At 65.8% G+C, this 19,244-nt stretch carries 20 protein-coding genes and 1 tRNA gene; 15 read left to right on the forward strand and 6 right to left on the reverse strand.

The window, feature by feature from the left end:
• The first annotated feature begins 27 nt into the window (after positions 1-27).
• Together O5K31_RS09070 and chrA are read left to right on the forward strand one after the other, a co-directional pair.
• Positions 28-582, forward strand: coding sequence for a GNAT family N-acetyltransferase (locus tag O5K31_RS09070; RefSeq protein WP_269716971.1), 555 nt, complete (start codon positions 28-30; stop codon positions 580-582).
• Positions 537-1,742, forward strand: coding sequence for a chromate efflux transporter (chrA, locus tag O5K31_RS09075; protein ID WP_269716972.1), 1,206 nt, complete (start codon positions 537-539; stop codon positions 1,740-1,742). The genes O5K31_RS09070 and chrA overlap by 46 nt, the downstream gene beginning before the upstream one ends.
• Positions 1,743-1,744: 2 nt before the next feature.
• Here chrA and ligD read toward each other — a convergent pair whose 3' ends face one another.
• Positions 1,745-4,378 carry a DNA ligase D gene (gene ligD / locus O5K31_RS09080; protein WP_269716973.1) on the reverse strand — a complete coding sequence of 878 codons (2,634 nt, stop codon included), beginning with the start codon at positions 4,376-4,378 and terminating at the stop codon, positions 1,745-1,747.
• Between the two features lie 141 nt (positions 4,379-4,519).
• On the opposite strand from ligD, the gene O5K31_RS09085 reads away from it, so the two are divergent.
• Both O5K31_RS09085 and O5K31_RS09090 read left to right on the forward strand, forming a co-directional pair.
• A complete protein-coding gene (locus tag O5K31_RS09085) occupies positions 4,520-6,151 on the forward strand; it encodes a pectate lyase (protein ID WP_269717036.1) in 1,632 nt (543 codons plus the stop codon).
• Between the two features lie 124 nt (positions 6,152-6,275).
• On the forward strand, positions 6,276-6,929 hold the full coding sequence (locus O5K31_RS09090) for a hypothetical protein (RefSeq protein WP_269713257.1): 654 nt from the start codon (positions 6,276-6,278) through the stop codon (positions 6,927-6,929).
• Positions 6,930-6,936: 7 nt separating this feature from the next.
• On the opposite strand, the gene O5K31_RS09095 is transcribed toward O5K31_RS09090, so the two are convergent.
• Positions 6,937-7,146 (reverse strand): hypothetical protein, encoded by a 210-nt coding sequence (locus tag O5K31_RS09095; protein WP_269713258.1) that lies wholly within the window; start codon positions 7,144-7,146, stop codon positions 6,937-6,939.
• A 130-nt stretch (positions 7,147-7,276) separates the two neighbouring features.
• Here O5K31_RS09095 and tcyJ point away from each other — a divergent pair, with 130 nt between their 5' ends.
• The 4 genes from tcyJ to O5K31_RS09115 are packed head-to-tail and all read left to right on the forward strand — an operon-like array spanning position 7,277 to position 10,404.
• Positions 7,277-8,062: a cystine ABC transporter substrate-binding protein gene (tcyJ, locus tag O5K31_RS09100; protein ID WP_269713259.1), complete on the forward strand. Its 786-nt coding sequence runs from the start codon at positions 7,277-7,279 to the stop codon at positions 8,060-8,062.
• 4 nt (positions 8,063-8,066) lie between these two features.
• Entirely contained in the window at positions 8,067-8,738 is a 672-nt protein-coding gene (gene tcyL / locus O5K31_RS09105) for a cystine ABC transporter permease (RefSeq protein ID WP_269713260.1), read from the forward strand.
• The gene (gene tcyN / locus O5K31_RS09110; RefSeq protein WP_269713261.1) at positions 8,735-9,487 is read left to right on the forward strand and encodes an L-cystine ABC transporter ATP-binding protein TcyN; all 753 of its coding nucleotides are present in this window, start codon (positions 8,735-8,737) and stop codon (positions 9,485-9,487) included. Before tcyL ends, tcyN begins: the two co-directional genes overlap by 4 nt.
• A gap of 17 nt (positions 9,488-9,504) precedes the next feature.
• Positions 9,505-10,404 (forward strand): ROK family protein, encoded by a 900-nt coding sequence (locus tag O5K31_RS09115; protein ID WP_269713262.1) that lies wholly within the window; start codon positions 9,505-9,507, stop codon positions 10,402-10,404.
• Between the two features lie 4 nt (positions 10,405-10,408).
• On the opposite strand, the gene O5K31_RS09120 is transcribed toward O5K31_RS09115, so the two are convergent.
• Positions 10,409-12,046, reverse strand: coding sequence for an amidohydrolase family protein (locus tag O5K31_RS09120; RefSeq protein ID WP_269713263.1), 1,638 nt, complete (start codon positions 12,044-12,046; stop codon positions 10,409-10,411).
• Positions 12,047-12,182: 136 nt separating this feature from the next.
• Between O5K31_RS09120 and O5K31_RS09125 the strand changes: the two genes are divergently transcribed.
• Positions 12,183-12,566, forward strand: a complete 384-nt coding sequence (locus O5K31_RS09125; protein ID WP_269713264.1) for a VOC family protein — start codon at positions 12,183-12,185, stop codon at positions 12,564-12,566.
• On the opposite strand, the gene ybaK is transcribed toward O5K31_RS09125, so the two are convergent.
• On the reverse strand, positions 12,550-13,029 hold the full coding sequence (gene ybaK / locus O5K31_RS09130; RefSeq protein WP_269713265.1) for a Cys-tRNA(Pro) deacylase: 480 nt from the start codon (positions 13,027-13,029) through the stop codon (positions 12,550-12,552). The two genes, O5K31_RS09125 and ybaK, sit on opposite strands and share 17 nt — an antisense overlap.
• Positions 13,030-13,045: 16 nt before the next feature.
• Positions 13,046-13,135, reverse strand: a tRNA-Ser gene (locus O5K31_RS09135).
• 112 nt (positions 13,136-13,247) lie between these two features.
• On the opposite strand from O5K31_RS09135, the gene O5K31_RS09140 reads away from it, so the two are divergent.
• From O5K31_RS09140 to O5K31_RS09165, 6 genes are read left to right on the forward strand one after another with little or no spacing between them, the layout of a single operon-like run.
• Positions 13,248-14,234 carry a septal ring lytic transglycosylase RlpA family protein gene (locus O5K31_RS09140; RefSeq protein WP_332367255.1) on the forward strand — a complete coding sequence of 329 codons (987 nt, stop codon included), beginning with the start codon at positions 13,248-13,250 and terminating at the stop codon, positions 14,232-14,234.
• A gap of 40 nt (positions 14,235-14,274) precedes the next feature.
• The gene (tmk, locus tag O5K31_RS09145) at positions 14,275-14,907 is read left to right on the forward strand and encodes a dTMP kinase (RefSeq protein WP_269713266.1); all 633 of its coding nucleotides are present in this window, start codon (positions 14,275-14,277) and stop codon (positions 14,905-14,907) included.
• On the forward strand, positions 14,907-15,908 hold the full coding sequence (locus O5K31_RS09150; protein ID WP_269713267.1) for a DNA polymerase III subunit delta': 1,002 nt from the start codon (positions 14,907-14,909) through the stop codon (positions 15,906-15,908). Before tmk ends, O5K31_RS09150 begins: the two co-directional genes overlap by 1 nt.
• A 15-nt stretch (positions 15,909-15,923) precedes the next feature.
• Positions 15,924-16,703: a TatD family hydrolase gene (locus O5K31_RS09155; RefSeq protein WP_269713268.1), complete on the forward strand. Its 780-nt coding sequence runs from the start codon at positions 15,924-15,926 to the stop codon at positions 16,701-16,703.
• Complete coding sequence (locus tag O5K31_RS09160) at positions 16,700-17,500, forward strand: MBL fold metallo-hydrolase (protein ID WP_269713269.1); 801 nt, start codon at positions 16,700-16,702, stop codon at positions 17,498-17,500. Before O5K31_RS09155 ends, O5K31_RS09160 begins: the two co-directional genes overlap by 4 nt.
• Complete coding sequence (locus tag O5K31_RS09165) at positions 17,497-17,880, forward strand: YybH family protein (protein ID WP_269713270.1); 384 nt, start codon at positions 17,497-17,499, stop codon at positions 17,878-17,880. The genes O5K31_RS09160 and O5K31_RS09165 overlap by 4 nt, the downstream gene beginning before the upstream one ends.
• On the opposite strand, the gene O5K31_RS09170 is transcribed toward O5K31_RS09165, so the two are convergent.
• The gene (locus O5K31_RS09170) at positions 17,877-19,241 is read right to left on the reverse strand and encodes an amino acid permease (protein ID WP_269713271.1); all 1,365 of its coding nucleotides are present in this window, start codon (positions 19,239-19,241) and stop codon (positions 17,877-17,879) included. The genes O5K31_RS09165 and O5K31_RS09170 overlap by 4 nt on opposite strands.
• Positions 19,242-19,244: the final 3 nt, after the last annotated feature.

Below are 19,244 nucleotides of genomic sequence, written 5' to 3' on the forward strand. Positions count from 1 at the left end.
GACCGGGCGCCCGCGTCATGCAAAGGGATGGACGCCGATTCAGACCCGTTTGAGCCGATCCTGACCGAGCGTTTGCGGTTGCGTTGTCTAACGCCTGAGGATGCCGCCGGGCTCGCCGCCACCCTGACACCCGAGGTGGTCGAACGCCTGGCCTCCTGGCCGCCCGTCGTCACGTCCGAGATCGCTGCTGCGCGTATCGCCGAGAACCGCAGGCGCATGCGCGACGACGGCGATCTCATGTCGTTTGGCGTCGAGCGTCGTTCCGACGGCCTGATCGTGGGCGGTGTCGGCGCACGAGTGAAGGCAGAGACGCCGGATCGTGCGGAGATCGGCTACCACCTGGGAAGCGCGCATCACGGACTTGGCTACGGCTTTGAGGCGACCGCCGCGCTTGTGCGGGCAGTATGGTCGCTGACACAGGTGTCGCTGATCGAAGCCTGCGCCCAGCCGGACAACCACGCGTCCTTCGCCATCATGCGAAAGCTTGGCATGGAGCCCGCCGGCGAAGTCGCCGTCTTTTCCAGTGGCCGCGACCGATGGGAGGTCTGCCGCAACTACGCCTTGAGGCGGTCTGCGACGTGAACGTGTCGCTCGCTCGTCCGCGTACCGCGCAACTGACCGCCACATTCCTGTTGTTAGGGCTGACGGCTTTTGGCGGACCGATCGCGCACCTGGCATACTTTCGAAGCGCTCTGGTGGCCCGGCGACGGTGGCTGGACGACGCGGAATTGGCCAGGATCATAGCCCTGTGCCAAGTGTTGCCCGGCCCGACCTCCAGCCAGGTCGCCTACGCCATCGGGTTGCAGCGAGGCGGTGTGATCGGAGGATTGGCGACGTGGTCGGCCTTTACCGCGCCATCGGCTCTGCTGATGCTGTTGCTGGCCTTCGGTCTTGGGCATCTCGGCCTAGGGGAATTTGGACAGGGCCTGATTCATGGGCTGAAGCTGGCCGCGGTCGCCATTGTCGCCCAGGCCGTGCTGGTCATGGCCGATGGGTTAGCGAGGGGTTGGCGAGCGGCTGGTATCGCCCTGATCTGCGCTATCATCACCGGTGTCGCGCCCTCGGGGCTGTCGCAGCTGGCCGCGCTTGTGGTCGGGGCGTTGGCCGGGGTGATGGCGCTGACCCCGTCCCTGGCGGCTTCCATCGAGCCAGCGCCGACGCGAGCGCACCGGCGGCGAGCGGCTTTGAGCGGGCTCGCCATGCTTTTGTTGCTGCTCATCGCCCTGACGCCATTGGGCGGCTTCGCTGGAGCCTTCTATCGCTCGGGCGCTCTGGTTTTCGGCGGCGGACACGTCGTGCTGCCGCTCTTGCGAGACGCCATCGTCGTTCCAGGATGGGTGGGCGAGGAGGTGTTCCTGTCGGGATACGGCGCGGCCCAGGCGATGCCAGGGCCATTGTTCAGCTTCGCGGCCTATCTTGGGGTGTTGTCGTCCGATGGACCAGGCGGCGTCATGGGGGCGGCTGTCGCCATCCTAGCGATATCGGCGCCAGGCCTGCTCGCGGTGACCGCCGCCCTGCCGTTCTGGAACCAGATCATGGGGGATCGGCGAATTGGCGCGGCGGTTGCGGGTTTGAACGCCGCCGTGGTGGGCATTTTGGCGACGGCGTTCGCACTGGTGGTGCTGCCGGCGGGGGTGGCGACGCCGGGCGATGGGCTGGCGGCGCTTGTTGCTATTGGAGCGCTGGTGGCCGGTCGGGCGCCGCCGCTTGTCATCGTGGTTCTGTTGGGGCTTTTGGCGTAATTTCAGCCGTTCTTTGACTTGAGGCGCTTGATCGCCGCCTCTAGAGAGCGGGCCCCATCGGCATAGTCTTCCCAAGCCGTGGTCCTGGCCAGCAGAGCGGGGACCGTACGAATGTTGAACCGCTTGGGGTCTAACCCCGCGCGGACCTGAGTCCAGTTCAGGGGCATGGAGACCGTCGCTCCGGGGCGACCGCGAGCTGATAGCGGAGCGACCGCTGTCGACATGCGATCGTTGGGTAGATAGTCGAGGAATATCCGTCCCTTGCGAACCTTCTTCGCCATGTTGATCACGTAGCGGTCTGGGCTGTCGGCAGCCATCCGGTCGCAGACCTCGCGGGCGAAGGCCTTGGCGCGGTCCCACTCCACTGCGGACTTGCCGCCGGTCAGGGGCGTGACGACATGCAGACCCTTGCCGCCCGTTGTCTTGCAGAAGCTGACCAGACCCAGCTCTTCAAGGCGGTCGCGGATTTCGCGGGCGGCTTCGATGACGACATCGAAACCGAGCTCTTCGGAAGGGTCGAGATCGAACACCAGGCGGCCGGCGTGCTCGACGTCGCCCGGTTGGCAGTTCCAGGGGTGAAACTCGATCGAGCCGAACTGGGCCAGGGCGATCAGGGCTTCCTTGCGGTCGATCTGAATGTACGGCTGGCGGTCGCCGTCGACGCTTACGGCTGTGATCAGGCTGGACATGCCCTTGGCCAGGTGCCGCTGGAAGAAGGCCTGACCGCCCACGCCGTCGGGGAAGCGGATCACGGAGCAGGGACGGCCCTTGATGTGGGGCGTCATCCAGTCGGCGACGGCTTCGATATAGCGGGCGTTGTCGAGCTTGGTCCCCGGCGCGCCGTCGCCCGCATTCGGCCACAGCACCCGATCAGGACTGGAGATGGTGATGCCGAGGACCTGATTATCGGCGGCCTTTGGCGTGGCTTTGCCCGTGGGTTTAGGCTGGGCGAGTTCGGCGTCCTCCACCGGGACGGGCGCGTCGGACTCCACCTCGGCGGCGGGTTTGTCTTCGCGGAGGCCCTTGAAGCTGGCCTGACGCAGGGAGCCGTCGCCGGTAAAGCCAGCATACTCGATCTCGGCGACCAACGTCGGCTTGACCCAATGGATGTTGGCCGCTTTGCGCGGGGCGTTGGGACCGGTGAAAGGGGACACGTCGGTCTCCAGGGCCTTCAGCCTGGGCAATAGCTTGGCGACCTTGTCCTTGCCGTAGCCGGTGCCGATGCGGCCGACATGCACCAGCTTGCCGTTGCGGTGGACGCCGGCGATCAGGGAACGGAAAGCGTCGCCCGTCGTCGTGTAGCCGCCGATCACTACTTCATGGCCGGCGCGACACTTGGCCTTAGTCCAGGTCTCGCCGCGGCCGGACCGATAGGGCGCGTCCAGCTTCTTGGAGACGATGCCTTCCAGCGACATGCGGCAGGCCGATTGCAGCACAGCGTCGCCGCCGGTGGCGAAATGATCCACATAGCGGATGCGGCCGTCGTCGAGCCGGGCGTCATCCAGGAGGGCTTTGAGGCGCTCCTTTCGCTCGCTCAGAGGAAGGGCGCGTAAATCCTCGCCTTTGGCGAAGAGCAGGTCGAAGACGTAGTAGATGAGATCTTCGGTCTGACCATCGGACAGGGCGGCCTGCAGGCCCGCGAAATCAGGGGAGCCGTTCTCGTCGAGGGCCACTACCTCGCCGTCGATGATGCAGTCGGGCAGGACGGCGCCGCCGTCGCGGGCGATCTGCGAGAACTTGTCGGTCCAGTCGAGACCCTTGCGGGTTCGCATGGCGCCCTTTGCGTTCTCGACGCGCAGTTGCATTCGGTATCCGTCGAACTTGATCTCATGACCCCAGCCGGGACCGGGAGGCGGGCGGTCGACCAGCTTGCAGAACTGCGGCTCGATGAAGCTCGGAAGATCGGCTTTCGCGGCCTTGGCCCTTGGCGCCTTGGTTTTGACGGGGGCGGCCTCTGTCGAGGCTTCCGGGTCGCCGCGATTGGAGTTCCAGACCGCGCCGGCGGCGCCCTTCTTGGCGGTCATGAAGGGGGTAGGGGCCTTGCCCTTGCCCTCGGCTATTTCCTCCATCTTGCGTTTGGACGCGATGGAGAAGGCGTTCTCGTTCAGCAGCGCGTCCGCGTCGCCTTCGTGTTCGTAGCCATCGCGGTGCTTTATCATCAGCCAGTTGGTGCGCTTGCCGCCGTTGCGGTCATGTTTCATGCGCACGAGAACCCATTCGCCCTTGAGGCGCTCGCCAGCAAAAGTGACCTTCAGGTCGCCCCTCTTGAGCATTTTGTCGATATCTTCGCCGGGCGGCGGGGCCCAATAGCCGCGGTCCCACAACATGACCGTGCCGCCGCCGTACTCGCCCTTGGGGATCGTGCCTTCGAAATCGCCGTAGTCGAGGGGGTGGGGCTCGACTTCCACGGCCAGCCGCTTGTCTGCGGGATCGAGGGAGGGGCCCTTGGTGACGGCCCAAGACAGAAAGACGCCGTTGTGCTCCAGCCGCAGGTCGTAATGCAGGCGGGTGGCGGCGTGCTTCTGGATGACGAAGCGCAGATGTTCGGACGACTGGACCGTCGCCTTACCGCTAGGCTCGGCGGTTTTGGTGAAGTCGCGCTTGGCGCGATAGGTCGCAAGCTTTGCGCTGGCCACGCTCGGGTTCCCCGCATCTGATAAGGGGCAAACTTCGCCGCGGCGCGACAGTTCCGCTCAGCGAACCTTGGAACGCATGGACACCGGTGTCATGGCGGGTTAGCCATCATCAAAACAAGATCTGGGGAGATGGCCATGAACATGAAAAACACGGTTTCCCGTCGCGGCGTGCTCGCCGCTGGCGCAGCGCTGACAGCGTTCACACCGGCCTTGGCGCAGACCTCTGTCGTTCCCACCCAGGCCGCGACGCTGGGCGCCATGAAGCGGGCGACCAAGTTCATGGTCGAGACCGTCGCCTACAAGGGCGGCTATGTGTGGTCCTATCTGCCGGACTTCTCCCGCCGGTTCGGCGAGATGGAAGCCTTCCCGACCATGATGTGGGTCCAGCCTCCCGGCACGGCGACGGCGGGGCATCTTTTCCTGGACGCATATCACGCGACGCGGGATGAATATTACTACAAGGCCGCCCAGGCGGCGGCGCGCGCGCTGATAGAGGCGCAGCACCCGGCCGGCGGCTGGAACTATCTCTACGATTTTGCGGGCGAGGCCTCGATCAAGCGTTGGTACGACACCATCGGCAAGAACGGCTGGCGGCTCGAGGAATTCCAGCACTATTACGGCAACGCCACCTTCGACGACGCTGGTACGGCGGAGGCCTCCCAGTTCATGCTGCGCATGTACCTGGAGAAGAAGGACAAGCAGTACTGGGCGCCTCTGCAGAAGGCGATCAGCTTCGTTCTCGAAAGCCAGTACCCTGTCGGCGGCTGGCCGCAACGCTATCCGCTCACCCAGGAAGGCGGCCTGCACGGCAACGCCGACTATACGCGCTACATCACCTTCAATGACGATGTGGCGGGCGAGAACCTGGAGTTCCTGCTCATGGTCTATCAGACCCTGGGCGACGAGCGCGTCGTGGACCCCATCAACCGGGCCATGAACAGCTTTGTGGTCACCCAGCAACCGCAACCCCAGCCGGCGTGGGGCCTGCAGCACACGGTCGAGGACCTAAAGCCCGCCGGCGCGCGGACGTACGAGCCCAAGGCCTTCGCCACCCACACCACGGCCCAGAACATCAGCTCGATGATGGGCTTCTATCGCCTGACTGGCGATCCGAAGTTCTTGGCCCGTCTGCCCGAAGCCCTGGACTGGCTCGACAGCGTCAAGCTGCCTGCCGAACTGATGCGGGGGACGGGAACGCATCCGACCTTTGTCGAGATCGGCACGGGCAAGCCGCTGTTCATCCACCGTACGGGCTCGAACGTCGTCAACGGCCGCTATTATGCCGACTACAACCCCGACAAGGTGGTGATCCACTATGGCTCCACCCGGACGGTGAATGTCGCCAAGCTGCGGACCGAATACGAAGCGCTCAAGGCCGCCGGGCCGGACGCGTCGAAGAACTCGCCCCTGAAGGCCAAGCCGGGTTCGATCGGACTGCCCAAGTACTTCACCGGCCAGGACGTCTCGGTCTCGGATCTGAACGTGAACGCCCTGCATGTGGCGGGCGAGGTGAAGGCCGAGGACGCTCAAAAGCTGATCGGCGGGCTTAACAAGGTCGGCTACTGGCCCACCGAATTGAAGGCGGCCAGCAATCCCTACGCTGGCGACGGCTCGCCGACCCCGGCGCCGGGCGACTATTCGCAGACCCGGGTGGGGGACAAGACGGACACCTCCCCCTACATCACCGACACCCCTCCGATCGGCATTTCGACGGGCGCCTATATCGACAATATGGGCGTGTTGATCCGGTACCTGGACAGTCTGTCGAAGTAGAGATCGGATCGAATTCCAAACTTGGCGCGATTGTGGCTCGGTTTGGGTCATTTCGCGTCGAGCGGAACAGTAGGAACCCGCGCTCCGTTTGTCTTCCCGAGTGAAGATAACGGAGGAATGCGAGATGACGTCATACAATCCTGGTCCGAACCTTGGTGGCCCCGATCTCAGCGGTCGCGATAATTTTGTTGAACGCGACATCCGCAGTGAACGTCCTGGCGATGCTCGTCGCGTTGAGCCCGTGGCCGACGAAAGCGTTTATACGCCCGTCTACGCGCGGAAAGAGAAGGGCAGCAACACCAGCAAGATAATGCTGTTCGCGGCGCCGATCGCTCTGGTGGCGACGGGCGCCCTGGTCTGGGCGACCAGCGGCCCCAAGACGACGGAAACGACCGTCCCGGCCGCGGAGACTGCAGCCGCCCGTCCTATGACGACGCCGGCTCCGGTCGCGCCGACTCCGACTGAAATGGCGTCGATGGAAGCCCCCGTCGAGGTTGCGCCGCCGGCTGAGCCCGCCGCCGCGCCGGCCGCACGTCGAACGACACAGGCTCGCGCTTCAACGCCGCGCGTTCGGGCTGCTAGCACCGCGCCCTCCGCGCCGAGCGCCAGTACCGCGACCAGCGACGTTTCGGCCACCGTGCCGCCGCCCATCGTCGCCATTCCAGAGGTTTCGACCCCGGCTCCTTCGCCCGCGCCGCAACCCCTGGTCGTTGATCCAATGAACGCGGCACCGCCGGTCAACGCCACGCCGCCGATTGTTGATCCCGATCCGCGTTAGCGGTCGATCAGGTCAGCAGGACGACGGCCAATGCGGCCGCGCCTAGCAGACCGATCACAATGACGAAGGAGATCGTCAGGAACTCGTTGATGTGGCTGCGCAGCGTTCGCGGCAACCCTTCGAGGCCTTGGGTCTCTTTCTGATAGACTTGGTCCGGGCGCACGACGATGCGTTCCGGACCGGTCTTGCGTCGGCGGGGAACAATTTCGTCGGGCATCTGAGAACCATGCGAAGCGATTGCGCTGATACTTAGGCGCCTCTATGCGGATTGCACGCATTCTAGCAAGGCGTCGCTCCGTTTCGTGCAGAGCGTCCTATAGTTGGCGATCAGCAGATTCGGAGCCGTCATGTCCGCCCGTCCTCATCGCCGCGCCCTTCTGGCCTTGGCCGCCGTGCTGGCGCTGAGCGCTTGCGCCAAGGGTGAAAAGAAGACCGGCCTGGAGGCGATCAAGGAGCGAGGCGTTCTGCGTATAGGGGTCGAAGGCACCTATCCGCCGTTCAACTTCCAGGCCAAGGATGGGTCGCTGGCTGGCTACGAGATCGATTTTGGCAAGGCGCTGGCCGCGAAGATGGGCCTGAAGGCCGAGTTCATCCAAACGCCCTTCGCCGGCCTCTTGGGCGGCTTGGAGTCGGGCCGGCTGGATGTGGTGGCCAATCAGATCACCATGACGCCTGAGCGGCAGGCCAAGTACGGCTTCTCCCAGCCCTATACGATCAGCGGCATCCAGATCATCCTGCGCAAGGACGACACGCGCGCCATCGCCACGCCTGCCGATTTGGCCGGCAAGACGGTCGGCGTGGGCCTAGGCACCAACTACGAGTCGTGGTTGCGCAGCGACGTGCCCACGGCGGTCGTGAAGACGTATGACGACGATCCCACCAAATACCAGGACCTGAAGGCTGGACGCATCGACGCGGTGCTGAACGACAAGCTGGTGGTGCTGGAGCTGGTCAAGAGCGGCGCGCCCGTGAAGGCCTCCGGCGAAGCGTTCGCGCGCCAAGAGATGGGCGTGGCGTTCAAGCCAAACCCAGAGCTGAAGGGCGCCATCGACAAAGCCATCGACGAGCTTCGGGCCTCAGGCGAGCTGGCGGCGATCTCCCACACGTGGTTCGGCCAGGACGTGACGAAGTAGCCGGATGGAGACGGGCCTCTCCCTGATCGTGCAGTCCGCGCCCTTCCTTCTGAAGGGCTGCCTCTACACCGTCGTGCTGGCGGTAAGCAGCATGGCCCTGGGCCTTCTGCTGGGGTTTGGCCTGGCGATGATGCGGCTGTCGACGGTCGCGCCGCTGCGCTGGATCGCGGCGGTCTATGTCTCGGCGTTCCGGGGCACCCCGCTGCTGGTGCAGCTGTTCCTGATCTATTACGGCCTGCCGACCCTGGGGATCGAGATCGAACCGATGCCGTCGGCGATCATCGGCTTCACCCTGAACGTGGCCGCCTATGCCTCCGAAATCCTGCGCGGCGCCATCGCTGCCGTCGACCGCGGGCAATGGGAAGCGGCCAGCGCGATCGGCATGAACCGCGGCCAGACCATGGTCCGCGTGATCCTGCCGCAAGCGGCGCGCACCGCCCTGCCGCCGCTGGGCAATAGCTTCATCGGCCTGGTCAAGGATACGTCGCTGGCGGCGACCATCCAGGTGCCCGAGCTGTTCCGACAGGCGCAGCTGATCACCGCGCGGACCTATGAGATCTTCGCCATGTATCTGTCGGCGGCGGCGATCTATTGGATCGTCTCGACAGGGTTGGCGGCGCTGCAAAGCATGGCCGAAAGGCGCGCCAGCCGCCACAGCCGCGAGGCCGACCGATGAGCATGATCGAGGTCCGAGGTCTGAAGAAGCGCTTCGGTGAAAACGAGATTCTCAAGGGCGTCGACCTGACGGTTGGCGAGGGAGAGGTGGTGGCCATTATCGGCCCCAGCGGTTCAGGCAAGACGACCCTGCTGCGCTGCCTGAATGCGCTGGAGGCGCCTGATGGGGGAACGGTCCGCGTGGCGGGCGTCGAGATCGACGGCGCGAGGCCGCTAGCAAAGCAGAAGGCGGCGGTGCGCGACCTGCGCCTGCACGTCGGCTTCGTGTTCCAGAGCTTCAATCTTTTCCCGCACCGGACGGCGCTTGAGAACGTCATCGAGGGCCCGGTGATCGTGAAGAAGGAACCGCGCCAGGCGGCCGCCCTGCGTGGCCGCGAGCTCCTGGCCAAGGTCGGACTGGCCGAGAAGGCTGACGCCTATCCTTCGCGCCTGTCTGGGGGCCAGCAGCAGCGGGTGGCTATCGCCCGCGCCCTGGCCATGCGTCCGGACGTCATCTTGTTCGACGAGCCGACCAGCGCGCTGGATCCTGAACTGGTGGGCGAGGTCCTGGCGACCATCCGCGACCTGGCGCAGGAGAAGCGCTCCATGGTCATCGTCACCCACGAGATGACCTTCGCCCGCGACGTGGCCGACCGGACCATCTTCATGGACGGCGGGGTGGTGGTGGAGCAGGGGCCGTCCAAGGCGCTGTTTGCTGCGCCAAAGGAAGAGCGGACCAAGCGGTTCCTGCGCAAGTTCCTCGCTGGCTGAGATTGGGCAGGCTGAGCATGCAGATCGGCGTCGATTTCGGCGGCACCAAGATCGAGGCCGCCGCCCTGGACGCCGAGGGCCGCTTTTTGGCCCGGCTGCGCGAGCCCAATCCCGGCGACTATGACGCCGCCATCGCCGCCGTGGTCGATCTGATCGCGCGCGTGGAGGCGAAGGTCGGCGAGCAGGGCTCCGTCGGCATTGGCGGCCCTGGTTCGGTATCGCCGCGCAGCGGGCTCATGCGCAACTCCAACTCCACCTATCTGAATGGCCGTCCGTTCGACGTGGATCTGGCCAAGGCCCTTGGCCGGCCGATCCGCATGGAAAATGACGCCAACTGCCTGGCGTTGTCGGAAGCCGTCGATGGGGCCGGCGCGGGCGCCAAGGGCGTGTTCGCGATCATCGTCGGCACGGGGTGCGGCGGCGGGGTGGTGTTCGACGGTAGGCTGATCACCGGCGCCAACGCTATCGCTGGGGAGTGGGGACATACGCCGCTGCCCTGGCCGCGGGGGGATGAACTTCCCGGGCACACTTGCTGGTGCGGCCAGATCAATTGCCTGGAGACCTGGGTGTCGGGCACCGGCTTTGGGAGGGACTATGGGAGCGCGACCGGCAAAGAACTGACCGGCGAGGCGATCATCGCCGCCATGCGGGCGGGCGAGGCCGAGGCCATGGCCGCCTTTGATCGGTACGTCGACCGCCTGGGTCGCGCCATGGCCGTAGTGTGCAATCTGATCGACCCGGACGTCTTCATCCTAGGCGGCGGAATGTCGAACGTGGGCGAGCTCTACGAGCGCTTACCGGCCGTGATCCGCTCTCACGTCTTTTCGGATGCGTGGGACGCCAAGATCGCTCCGGCGCAATGGGGCGACAGCTCCGGCGTGCGCGGGGCGGCCCGTTTGTGGCCCGCCCCGGACTGAGCCGCTACTTGTCGCCGCGATCGGCCTTTTGCTTGTCGACCATGGCCTTCACGTCGGCCAGCAGGGCCTTGGCGTCGTAGGCGACGCCGCGGGTGACGGTCCATTTGACGCCGCCGACCGTCTCGATCTTGTTCTCCGGGCTCAGGCGCTGGTGGCCCGTGCCGTAGAGGGTCTTGAAGTTGGCTAGCGGATTCTCCGGCGTGATCACCAGATCGGCGCTGTAGCCAGGTTTGACGATGCCGAAGGTGGGGGCCTCGCGCTTGGGATCGGCCAGGGTTTGGGCGCCGTTGATGGTGGCGGCCTGGATAACCTCCAGCGGGGTGAAGCCGGCCTCTTGCAGCAGCTCCAGCTCCTCGATGTAGCCAAAGCCGTAGAGCTTCCAGATGAAGCCGCTGTCCGAGCCGGTCGTGACCCGCCCGCCCATGTTCTTGTAGTCGTTCATCAGCCGCATGAAGCGGCTATAGAAATTGCGCCACGCCACCTCGTTGCTGGTGGTCCAGTCGAAGAAGTAGCTGCCGTGGTTGTCGCGGGTGGACTGGTAGTAGTCCTTCAGGGTCGGCAGGGTGTAGGTCGAGTGCCAGTCGGCGTTCTTGGCCTTCATCAGGTCGCGCGAGGCGGCGTAGATGGTCATGGTGGGGTCGAAGTTGACGCCCGCGGCCTTCTGACCCTTCAGGTACTCGAACCAGGCGTCGGAGCCGGGCTCAATCTCGTCCCAGATTTCGGCCGCTTCGCCAAAGCGCTTGGCCTCATCATAGAAGTTGTAGTCGGTGGGGTACTTCTGCAGCCGCCCATTGGAGAGCAGCGACTCAAAGTGGCCGTAGAAGTGGGTGACCGTGCCAAGGCCGGCCTCGCCCATCTGCTTGGCGTTCAGGCTGGCCACGCCTGGCTGGGCGATGTGGGCGACGGTGCCCATGCCCACCTTCTTGGCCTCGTCGATGGCGGCGAGAAGCACTTCGGGCGTCTCGTCGTTCCAGCCGAAAAACTTGATGCCGTCGATATTGTTCTTGGACGCCCACTGCACCCAGGCGCGGGCCTTGTCCGGGCCGGTGATGCGGCCCCCGGTCCAGCCCGACCCGATGGTCTGATAGTTGTAGATGCGCGGCGCGACGATCTCGCCTCGGGCGCTGCGGTTCTTTTCCGACGACGCGATGGCCTGGGGCGCCAGGCTGACACCTCGCACCGTGGTGACGCCGTGGGCGAGCCACAGCTTGTAGACATACTCCAGGTCGGCGGCCTTCTGCGGGGTGCCCGCGTGGGCGTGCATGTCGACAAAGCCGGGCAGGGCGTACATGCCGGTGGCGTCGATCTCATGGTCGGCGTCGCGCGGCTCGCGATTAGGTTTGAGCGGCAGGCCCGGCCAGCCGGCCTGCAGCACATCGGTGATCTTGTCGTTCTCGATGACGATATCGACCGGGCCGCGCGGCGGGGCGCCGGTGCCGTCCACCAGGGTCACGCCCCGGATCACCATTTTTCGGTAGGGACCAAAGCCTTCGCCGCTCTTGCGGGCCGGAGCCGGATTGAGCGAGGCGCGGACGGGCGCGGCGGCCGGTTCGGCGGCGGCATGGGCAAGGGCCGGAGCGGCCGTGCAGGCCATGAGCGCGGCGGCGCCGACGCCGGCCAGCAGCGAAACAAGATTACGCATAGTTCCCCCAAAACTTGGCCGAACCCCCGTCCGGCGCGGGGACGATAGCGGCCCGGCGGCGGGACGCAACCGAGGATCATTGCCAGGCGCGGAGGTCGTGATAGCGTTGCTTTAAAATACCAACTCGGAGGGCGCCTTGGCCAAGCTCAACTATTTCACCGTCGGCTCCAACAGGCTGGAGGACGCCAAGGCGTTCTACGACGCGCTTTTGGGGTCAATCGAGATGAACCCCGTCTACGAACATCCTAGCGGCGGGCGTCTTTATCGCGGCAAGGGCGTGGGCATGTTCGGCGTGCTTGGCCCATTCGATGGCGGCGAGGCCTGCATCGGCAACGGGACCATGGCGGGCTTTGGGTTCGATACCCAGGCCGAGGTCGACGCCTTTCATGCCAAGGCGCTTGCGCTTGGGGGCGTGTGCGACGGCGCGCCGGGCGAACGCATGCCCGGCATGTACTTCGCCTATTTCCGCGACCTGGATGGCAACAAGCTGTGCGCCTACAACCTCAGCCGGCCGAGCTGACCGCGGCCGCCCTGGCGTCCAGGGCGGCGATCAGGTCGGCGGGCTTGAGCCGCACCTGAAGGCCCCGCTGGCCGCCGTTGACGAAGACCTCGTCGAAGACTTGAGCATCGGCTTCGACGACGGTGGGCACCTTGCGCTTTTGGCCAAAGGGGCTGATTCCGCCGACCTTGAAGCCGGTCAGGCGCTCGGCCTCGGGCGGCGGCATCATCTCGGCCGACTTGGCGCCCAGAGCCGCGGCCAGTCGCTTCATGCTCACCTCCCGGTCGGAAGGGATGACCACGCAGGCCGGCTTGCCGTCCGCCTTGACCATCAGGGTCTTGAGCACCCGATCCGGCGTCACGCCCATGGCCTCGGCCGCCTGCAGGCCTACGCGCTCAGCGCCGGGGTCGTACTCGTAAGTCTGAAGCGTGTAGGCGACGCCGGCATTGTCCAGGGCGAGCGTGGCGGGTGTGGTCTTGGCCATCTGGCCCTCGGGTGGCTGGCGGACAGGGTGGGATTCGAACCCACGGTAGGCTCTCACCTACGGCGGTTTTCAAGACCGCTGCCTTAAACCACTCGGCCACCTGTCCTTGAGGGCGATTACGTCCTCGGGAGCGCGCCTATATCAGGGCAGGGCGAGGGGCTCCAGCGGCTTGATGTTAACCACGGCGGTTAACGCCCCTTAAAAACCTTTGATTCACCATGACGGGCATGATCGCTCGTCTTCCATTCGGATCTGCGCGCGCCCTGGCCGCCGTGCTCCTGGCGACCGCGGGCCTGGCGGCGTGCGCCACGCCCATGCCGACCAAGAACGGTCCGTCGCTGGCCAGCAAGTCGCCGCCGCCCGCGCGCGCCTGGCAGGACAAGGATGGAAAGCCGCTGCGCGGGACCATGAAGCCCTATCAGGTGCGGGGCGTCTGGTACCGACCGATGGAACAGCCAAACTATGACGAGACCGGGATCGGCTCCTGGTACGGCGAGCAGTTCCACAACCGCCACACGGCCAATGGCGAGGTCTTCGACATGGACCTGCCGTCGGCGGCCCACAAGACGCTGCCGCTGCCGTCGATCGTGGAGGTCAAGAATCTGGACAATGGCCGCACCATGCGGGTGCGCGTCAATGATCGAGGCCCCTTTGTGGGCGACAGGATCATCGACCTGTCTAAGGCTGCGGCCGACGAGTTGGGCTTCAAGAACGCGGGCGTAGCCCGGGTGCGGGTTCGCTATATCGGCCCAGCCGGCAAGCCGACGCCCTTCGATCAGCCCAAGCGCTACGCCAAGACCCCCAAGCCCGTGATGGTGGCCGCCGCGCCACCGCCTCCGCCGCCGGCGCCGGCGATCTATACACCCCCATCGCGCGAACCGGTCTATTCCACGTCGCTGCCGCCGATCGGCTCGACGGCTAGCTATATGCCCGGTCCCACCTATTCACCGCCTCTGAGCGTCGCGCCGGGTTCGCGGGTCTATCGCGTGCAGGCCGGGGCCTTTTCCAGCCGCGCCAACGCCGAACGGGCGGTGCAACTGCTGTCTGAAGCGGGCTTGGCGATCATTGAACCCACCGATCGCGGCGGGGTGACGCTCTATCGCGTGGTCATGGGGCCTGCGCCTGACGAGACCGCGGCGCTGGAGCTGCGCGACGCCGCCGCATCGTTCGGCTTTCCCGACGCGACGGTGCTGAAGCCGTTCTAGGTTCTGGACAAGGCGTGCGTTCCAGTCGATTGAACGGAGCGTGACGACCGGCATCTTCATCACATTCGAGGGCGGCGAGGGGGCTGGGAAATCAACCCAGATCCGTCGGTTGGCCCAACGCCTGAATGTCGCCGGGCATGAGGTCGTCTTGACCCGTGAGCCTGGCGGCTCCGAAGGCGCGGAGGCGATCCGCGATCTGGTGTTGAATGGGCCGGCCGAGAAGTGGTCCGCCGTCACCGAAACCCTTCTCATGTACGCCGCGCGGCGCGACCACCTGGAGCGCGTGATCCGCCCTGCGCTGGAGCGCGGCTGCATCGTGCTGTGTGATCGCTTCGCCGACTCCACGCGCGCCTATCAGGGCGCCGGCGGCGACGTCGATCCAGACCTGATCGAAGCCATGGAGCGCCATGTGGTCGAAGGGGCCTGGCCAGATCTAACCCTGATCCTTGATTTGCCGGTGACCGAGGGCCTGGCGCGCGCCGCCAGCCGGGGCGGCGGCGAAGCCCGTTTCGAGTCCAAGGGGCAGGCTTTTCACGAGCGCTTGCGTGCGGCTTTCCTGGCCATCGCGGAGCGGGAGCCGGGCCGATGCGTCGTGGTCGCGGCAGATCAGTCCATCGACGCGGTGGAAGGCGCCATCTGGGCCGCGGTGGAGCCGCGGCTGAAGGCCCGCTGATGGCCGCGCCCCCGCACCCGCGTGACGTCTTCGCCCTGGCCGGACAGGAAGTGGCCGAGGCCAGCTTCGCCGACGCCCTGGAGCGCGAGCGGCTACACCACGCATGGCTGCTGACGGGACCCGAGGGTGTAGGGAAAGCCACCTTCGCCTATCGCGCGGCACGACGCTTGATGGGCGCGCGGCCCTTGGGCGGCGGTCTGGGGTCGGATCCCAACGATCCTGTCTGCCGACAGATCAGCGCCCGGTCACACCCCGACCTGATGGTGCTGGAGCGCATCGGCGAAGACGGCAAGGTCCGTAAGGTGATCCCCGTCGAAGAGGCCCGTCGTCTACCGGAGTTCTTCTCGAAGGCGCCAGCAAGCTCGCCGTACCGGGTAGCCATCATCGACGCTGCTGACGACCTGAACGTCAACGCCGCCAATGCCTTGCTAAAAACTCTTGAGGAGCCTCAAGGGCGCGGCGTACTGTTCCTGATCTCCCACGCGCCGGGCAAGCTGCTGCCGACCATTCGCTCGCGTTGCCGTCGCTTGGCGATGGGCGCCGGGTCAGAGGACGCGGCCGTCGCCATGTTAGAGGATATGGGCGTCGCCCAGGGGGAGAACGCCCTGCGTCTGGCCCGCATGGCGCGCGGCGCGCCGGGGATGGCGCTGCAGCTCGCCGCCAACGGCGCCCTGGCGGCGGACGACGCGGCGCGTGAGATTTTAATGGGCCTGCCCCAGGCCGATGAAGCCGGGCTGCTGGCCCTGGCGGACACCTTTCGCGGCAGCGACGGCATGCAGCGGTTCTCCGCCGTGATCGATCGCTTGGCCGACCGCATCCACGCTTTCACAGCCCGCGAGGCGGCCGAGGGGCGGGGGTTGGGATTGGATGGCTGGGCCGCCGCTTGGTCCACCCTGACGGCTCTGCCCGATAGGGTCGAGGCGGTGAACCTTGATCGGGCCGACGCCTTCTTCTCGGCAGTGCGCGAGCTTCGCGCCGCCGCCAAAATCAGAGCCTTTTGAGTTGCTTACCCGCCCATGCTGATCGACAGCCACGTCAACCTGCACGCCCCCCAGTTCGCCGAGGACCAGGCGGAGGTCATCGATCGCGCCCGCGCGGCGGGTATCGAGCTGATGGTGACCATCAGCGATAAGGTCTCGTCCTTCGAGGCGGTACACGCCATCGCCATGGCGCATGACGACATCTGGGCGACGGTCGGGACCCACCCTCATGAAGCCAAGGAAAATCCGCAGCTTGCCGCCCAGACCCTGATCGATCTGGCGGCGCGGCCGAAGGTGATCGGGATCGGGGAGTGTGGTCTGGATTTTCACTATGACCTGTCCCCCCGCGACGTGCAGGCCCAGGTGTTCCGCGCCCATGTGGCGGCGGCGCGACAAACTGGCCTGCCGTTGGTCGTCCACACCCGCGAGGCCGATGACATCATGGGTCAGATCCTCGAGGAGGAGCACGCCAAGGGCCCGTTCAAGCTCTTGATGCACTGCTACACCAGCGGCGCGGAGCTTGCCCGGCGGGCGGCGGCGCTGGGGGCGTGGTTTTCGGTATCGGGCATCGCCACCTTCAAGCAGGCTGAAGACGTGCGGGCGGTGATCGCCGACATGCCGGCTGACCGGATTATCGTCGAGACGGACTGCCCGTACTTGGCGCCCGTACCGATGCGCGGGCGGCGCAATGAGCCCGCCTATCTGCCGCACATCGTCGACAAGCTGGGCGAGATCCGGGGCTGGTCGCGCGAGGAGGCCGAGCAGCGGACGGAAGATGCGTTCTTCGCCCTGTTCGACCGGATACCCCGCAAATGACCTGTATGCTGGAGCTGACGATCCTGGGTTGCGGCTCTTCCGGGGGCGTGCCGCGGGCAGATGGGAACTGGGGCGACTGCGATCCGGCCGAGCCCAGGAACCGCCGCACGCGCTGCTCGCTGCTGGCGCGCCGCAAGGGCTCCGACGAGACGACGGTCGTCATCGACACCTCGCCAGACCTTCGCGAGCAGTTCATCGCCGCCAAGGTCCGGCGAGTGGACGCCGTCCTGATGACCCACGACCATGCGGATCAGACCCATGGCATCGACGATCTGCGGGCCTTCTTCCAGAAGCAGCGGGTCCCGATCCCGACCTTCATGGATCATCCGACCCACGCCAGCCTGGTGACCAAGTTTGACTACATCTTCCACGCCAAGGGTGGCTATCCCGCCATCTGCGAGCCTTGGGTGATCCCGCCACATGGCCAGCCCTGGTCGGTGGATGGACCGTCGGGGTCGATCCCGATCAGCACGTTCGATCTGGATCACGGCGAGATCCGTTCCGTCGGCTATCGCCTTGGAAACGCTGCCTATTGCCCTGATGTCCGCGATATTCCGGAAAGCAGCTTTTCGGCGCTGGAGGGACTGGATGTCTGGATCATCGACGCCCTGCGCTGGACGCCGCATCCGACCCACGCCCATGTCGAAAAGACCCTGGGCTGGATCGAGCGCGTGAAGCCCAAGCGCGCTATCCTGACAAACATGCACATCGATATCGACTACAACGACGTGCGCGCCAAGCTGCCGGCGGGGGTCGAGCCGGCCTACGACGGCATGGCGATCGAGATCGCCCTGTGAACGAGGCGGCCGAAACCCTGATCCGGGCGCGGCGGCGAATGAGCAACGAGGCCATCGCCAAGCACGACGCAGCCAAGCTGCGCGGCTTCTTTGCTCCCGACGTGAAGGTGATCGTCGGTGACGGGTCGCTGATCACTGGCGTGGACGAGCTGATCGCCGCCTTCAAGAGCCAGTTCAAGGATCCGGCGTTTGTCGCCTATGTCCGCACGCCCTCGAAAATCACGATCGACCTGTCCGGCGACCGCGCGGCCGAGGAGGGGCGGTGGGTCGCCGACTGGCAAGGTGAAAACGGCCTGTCTGGGCCATACCTAGCCGGATGGAGTAGGATCGACGGGCGCTGGATGATCGATTCCGAGCTCTATGTGACGATCGACGCCTAAGCCTTGCGGCGGACGACCACGGCGTAAATGGCGCCCAGCGACGCAAACCAGATGACGGCCGTGTAGAAGGTCGGTCGGCTCGCCGGCTCGATCGCCATCACGATCGTGACGAGAGCGATGAAGGCGATCACGATCAAGTTGGACACGGGATAGAACGGTGTCGGAAAGCGCGTCGTCTTTCGTTCCTCGGGCTTGAGGCCGCGCCGGAAACGGAAGTGCGCCAGGACCACCATCAGCCAGGTCCACAGCAGCAGAGCCGCCACCAGCGACATGACGTAGCCGAAGACTTGTTCGGGGAAGGTGTAGTTCAGGCCCACGCCCACCAGCATGGCCAGCGTCGAGGCTGTGATGGCGTTGGCGGGCAGCTGTCGCTTGTTGTTGCGGGCGAGCAGGGCAGGCGCCTGACCGCGCGAAGCCAGGTCCGACAATACGCGGCCGGTGGCGTAGATGCCGCTGTTGCACGACGAGATCACCGCCGACAGCACCACGAAGTTGATGACGCCGGCCGCACCGGACAGACCGATCTTCTCCAGCACCGCCACGAAGGGGCTTTCATCGGCCGGGATGCCGTTCCAAGGCGTCACAGCCATGATCACGGCCAGCGAGCCGACATAGAACAGCAGAATACGCACGATCACGCCGTTGATCGCCTTGGGGACGGACTTGTCCGGGTCTTCCGCTTCGGCCGCGGTCACGCCCACCAGCTCGGTGCCGCCAAAGGAGAACAGGGCGGTGGGGATCACGGCCAAGAGGCCCGCCATTCCGAAGGGAAAAAGCCCGCCATGACGCCATAGGTTGTCCAACGACGCCCCCTGGCTGGTTGCCCCGAAGCCGAACACGACAAGCGCGGCGCCGCCAAGGATCAGCAGGCCGATGGCCGCGACCTTGATCAAGGTCAGGGCGAACTCGATCTCGCCAAACAGGCGCACACCGAAACGGTTGGCCAGGAACAGGCCGGCCAGAGTGATGAGGGCTGTGATCCACTGGGGAAAATCCGGCGCCCAGAATTTCACGAAGACGCCAGCGGCCGTGATCTCGGCGATGCCGACCAACACCCAGATCAGCCAATAGCTCCAGCCGGAGATGAAGCCGGCCCAGTGGCCGACCAGATCGTCCACGTGGCTGGTGAAGGCCGGGACCGAGGGGCGGTTGAGCGTCAGCTCGCCCAGGGCGCGGGCCATCAGGAACACGGCCAGACCCGCCATGGCGTAGGCCAGCAAGACGCTGGGTCCAGCCTGCGCGATCGCTTGGCCGCTTCCCAGGAACAGGCCCGCGCCGATCGCGCCGCCGATGGCGATGAACTGGATGTGGCGGGTCTTGAGGGTGCGCGCAAAGCGCGGCGTTTGCGGTACGGTGCTCATTGG

The organism is Caulobacter sp. NIBR2454 (assembly GCF_027474405.1).
GTDB lineage: Bacteria > Pseudomonadota > Alphaproteobacteria > Caulobacterales > Caulobacteraceae > Caulobacter.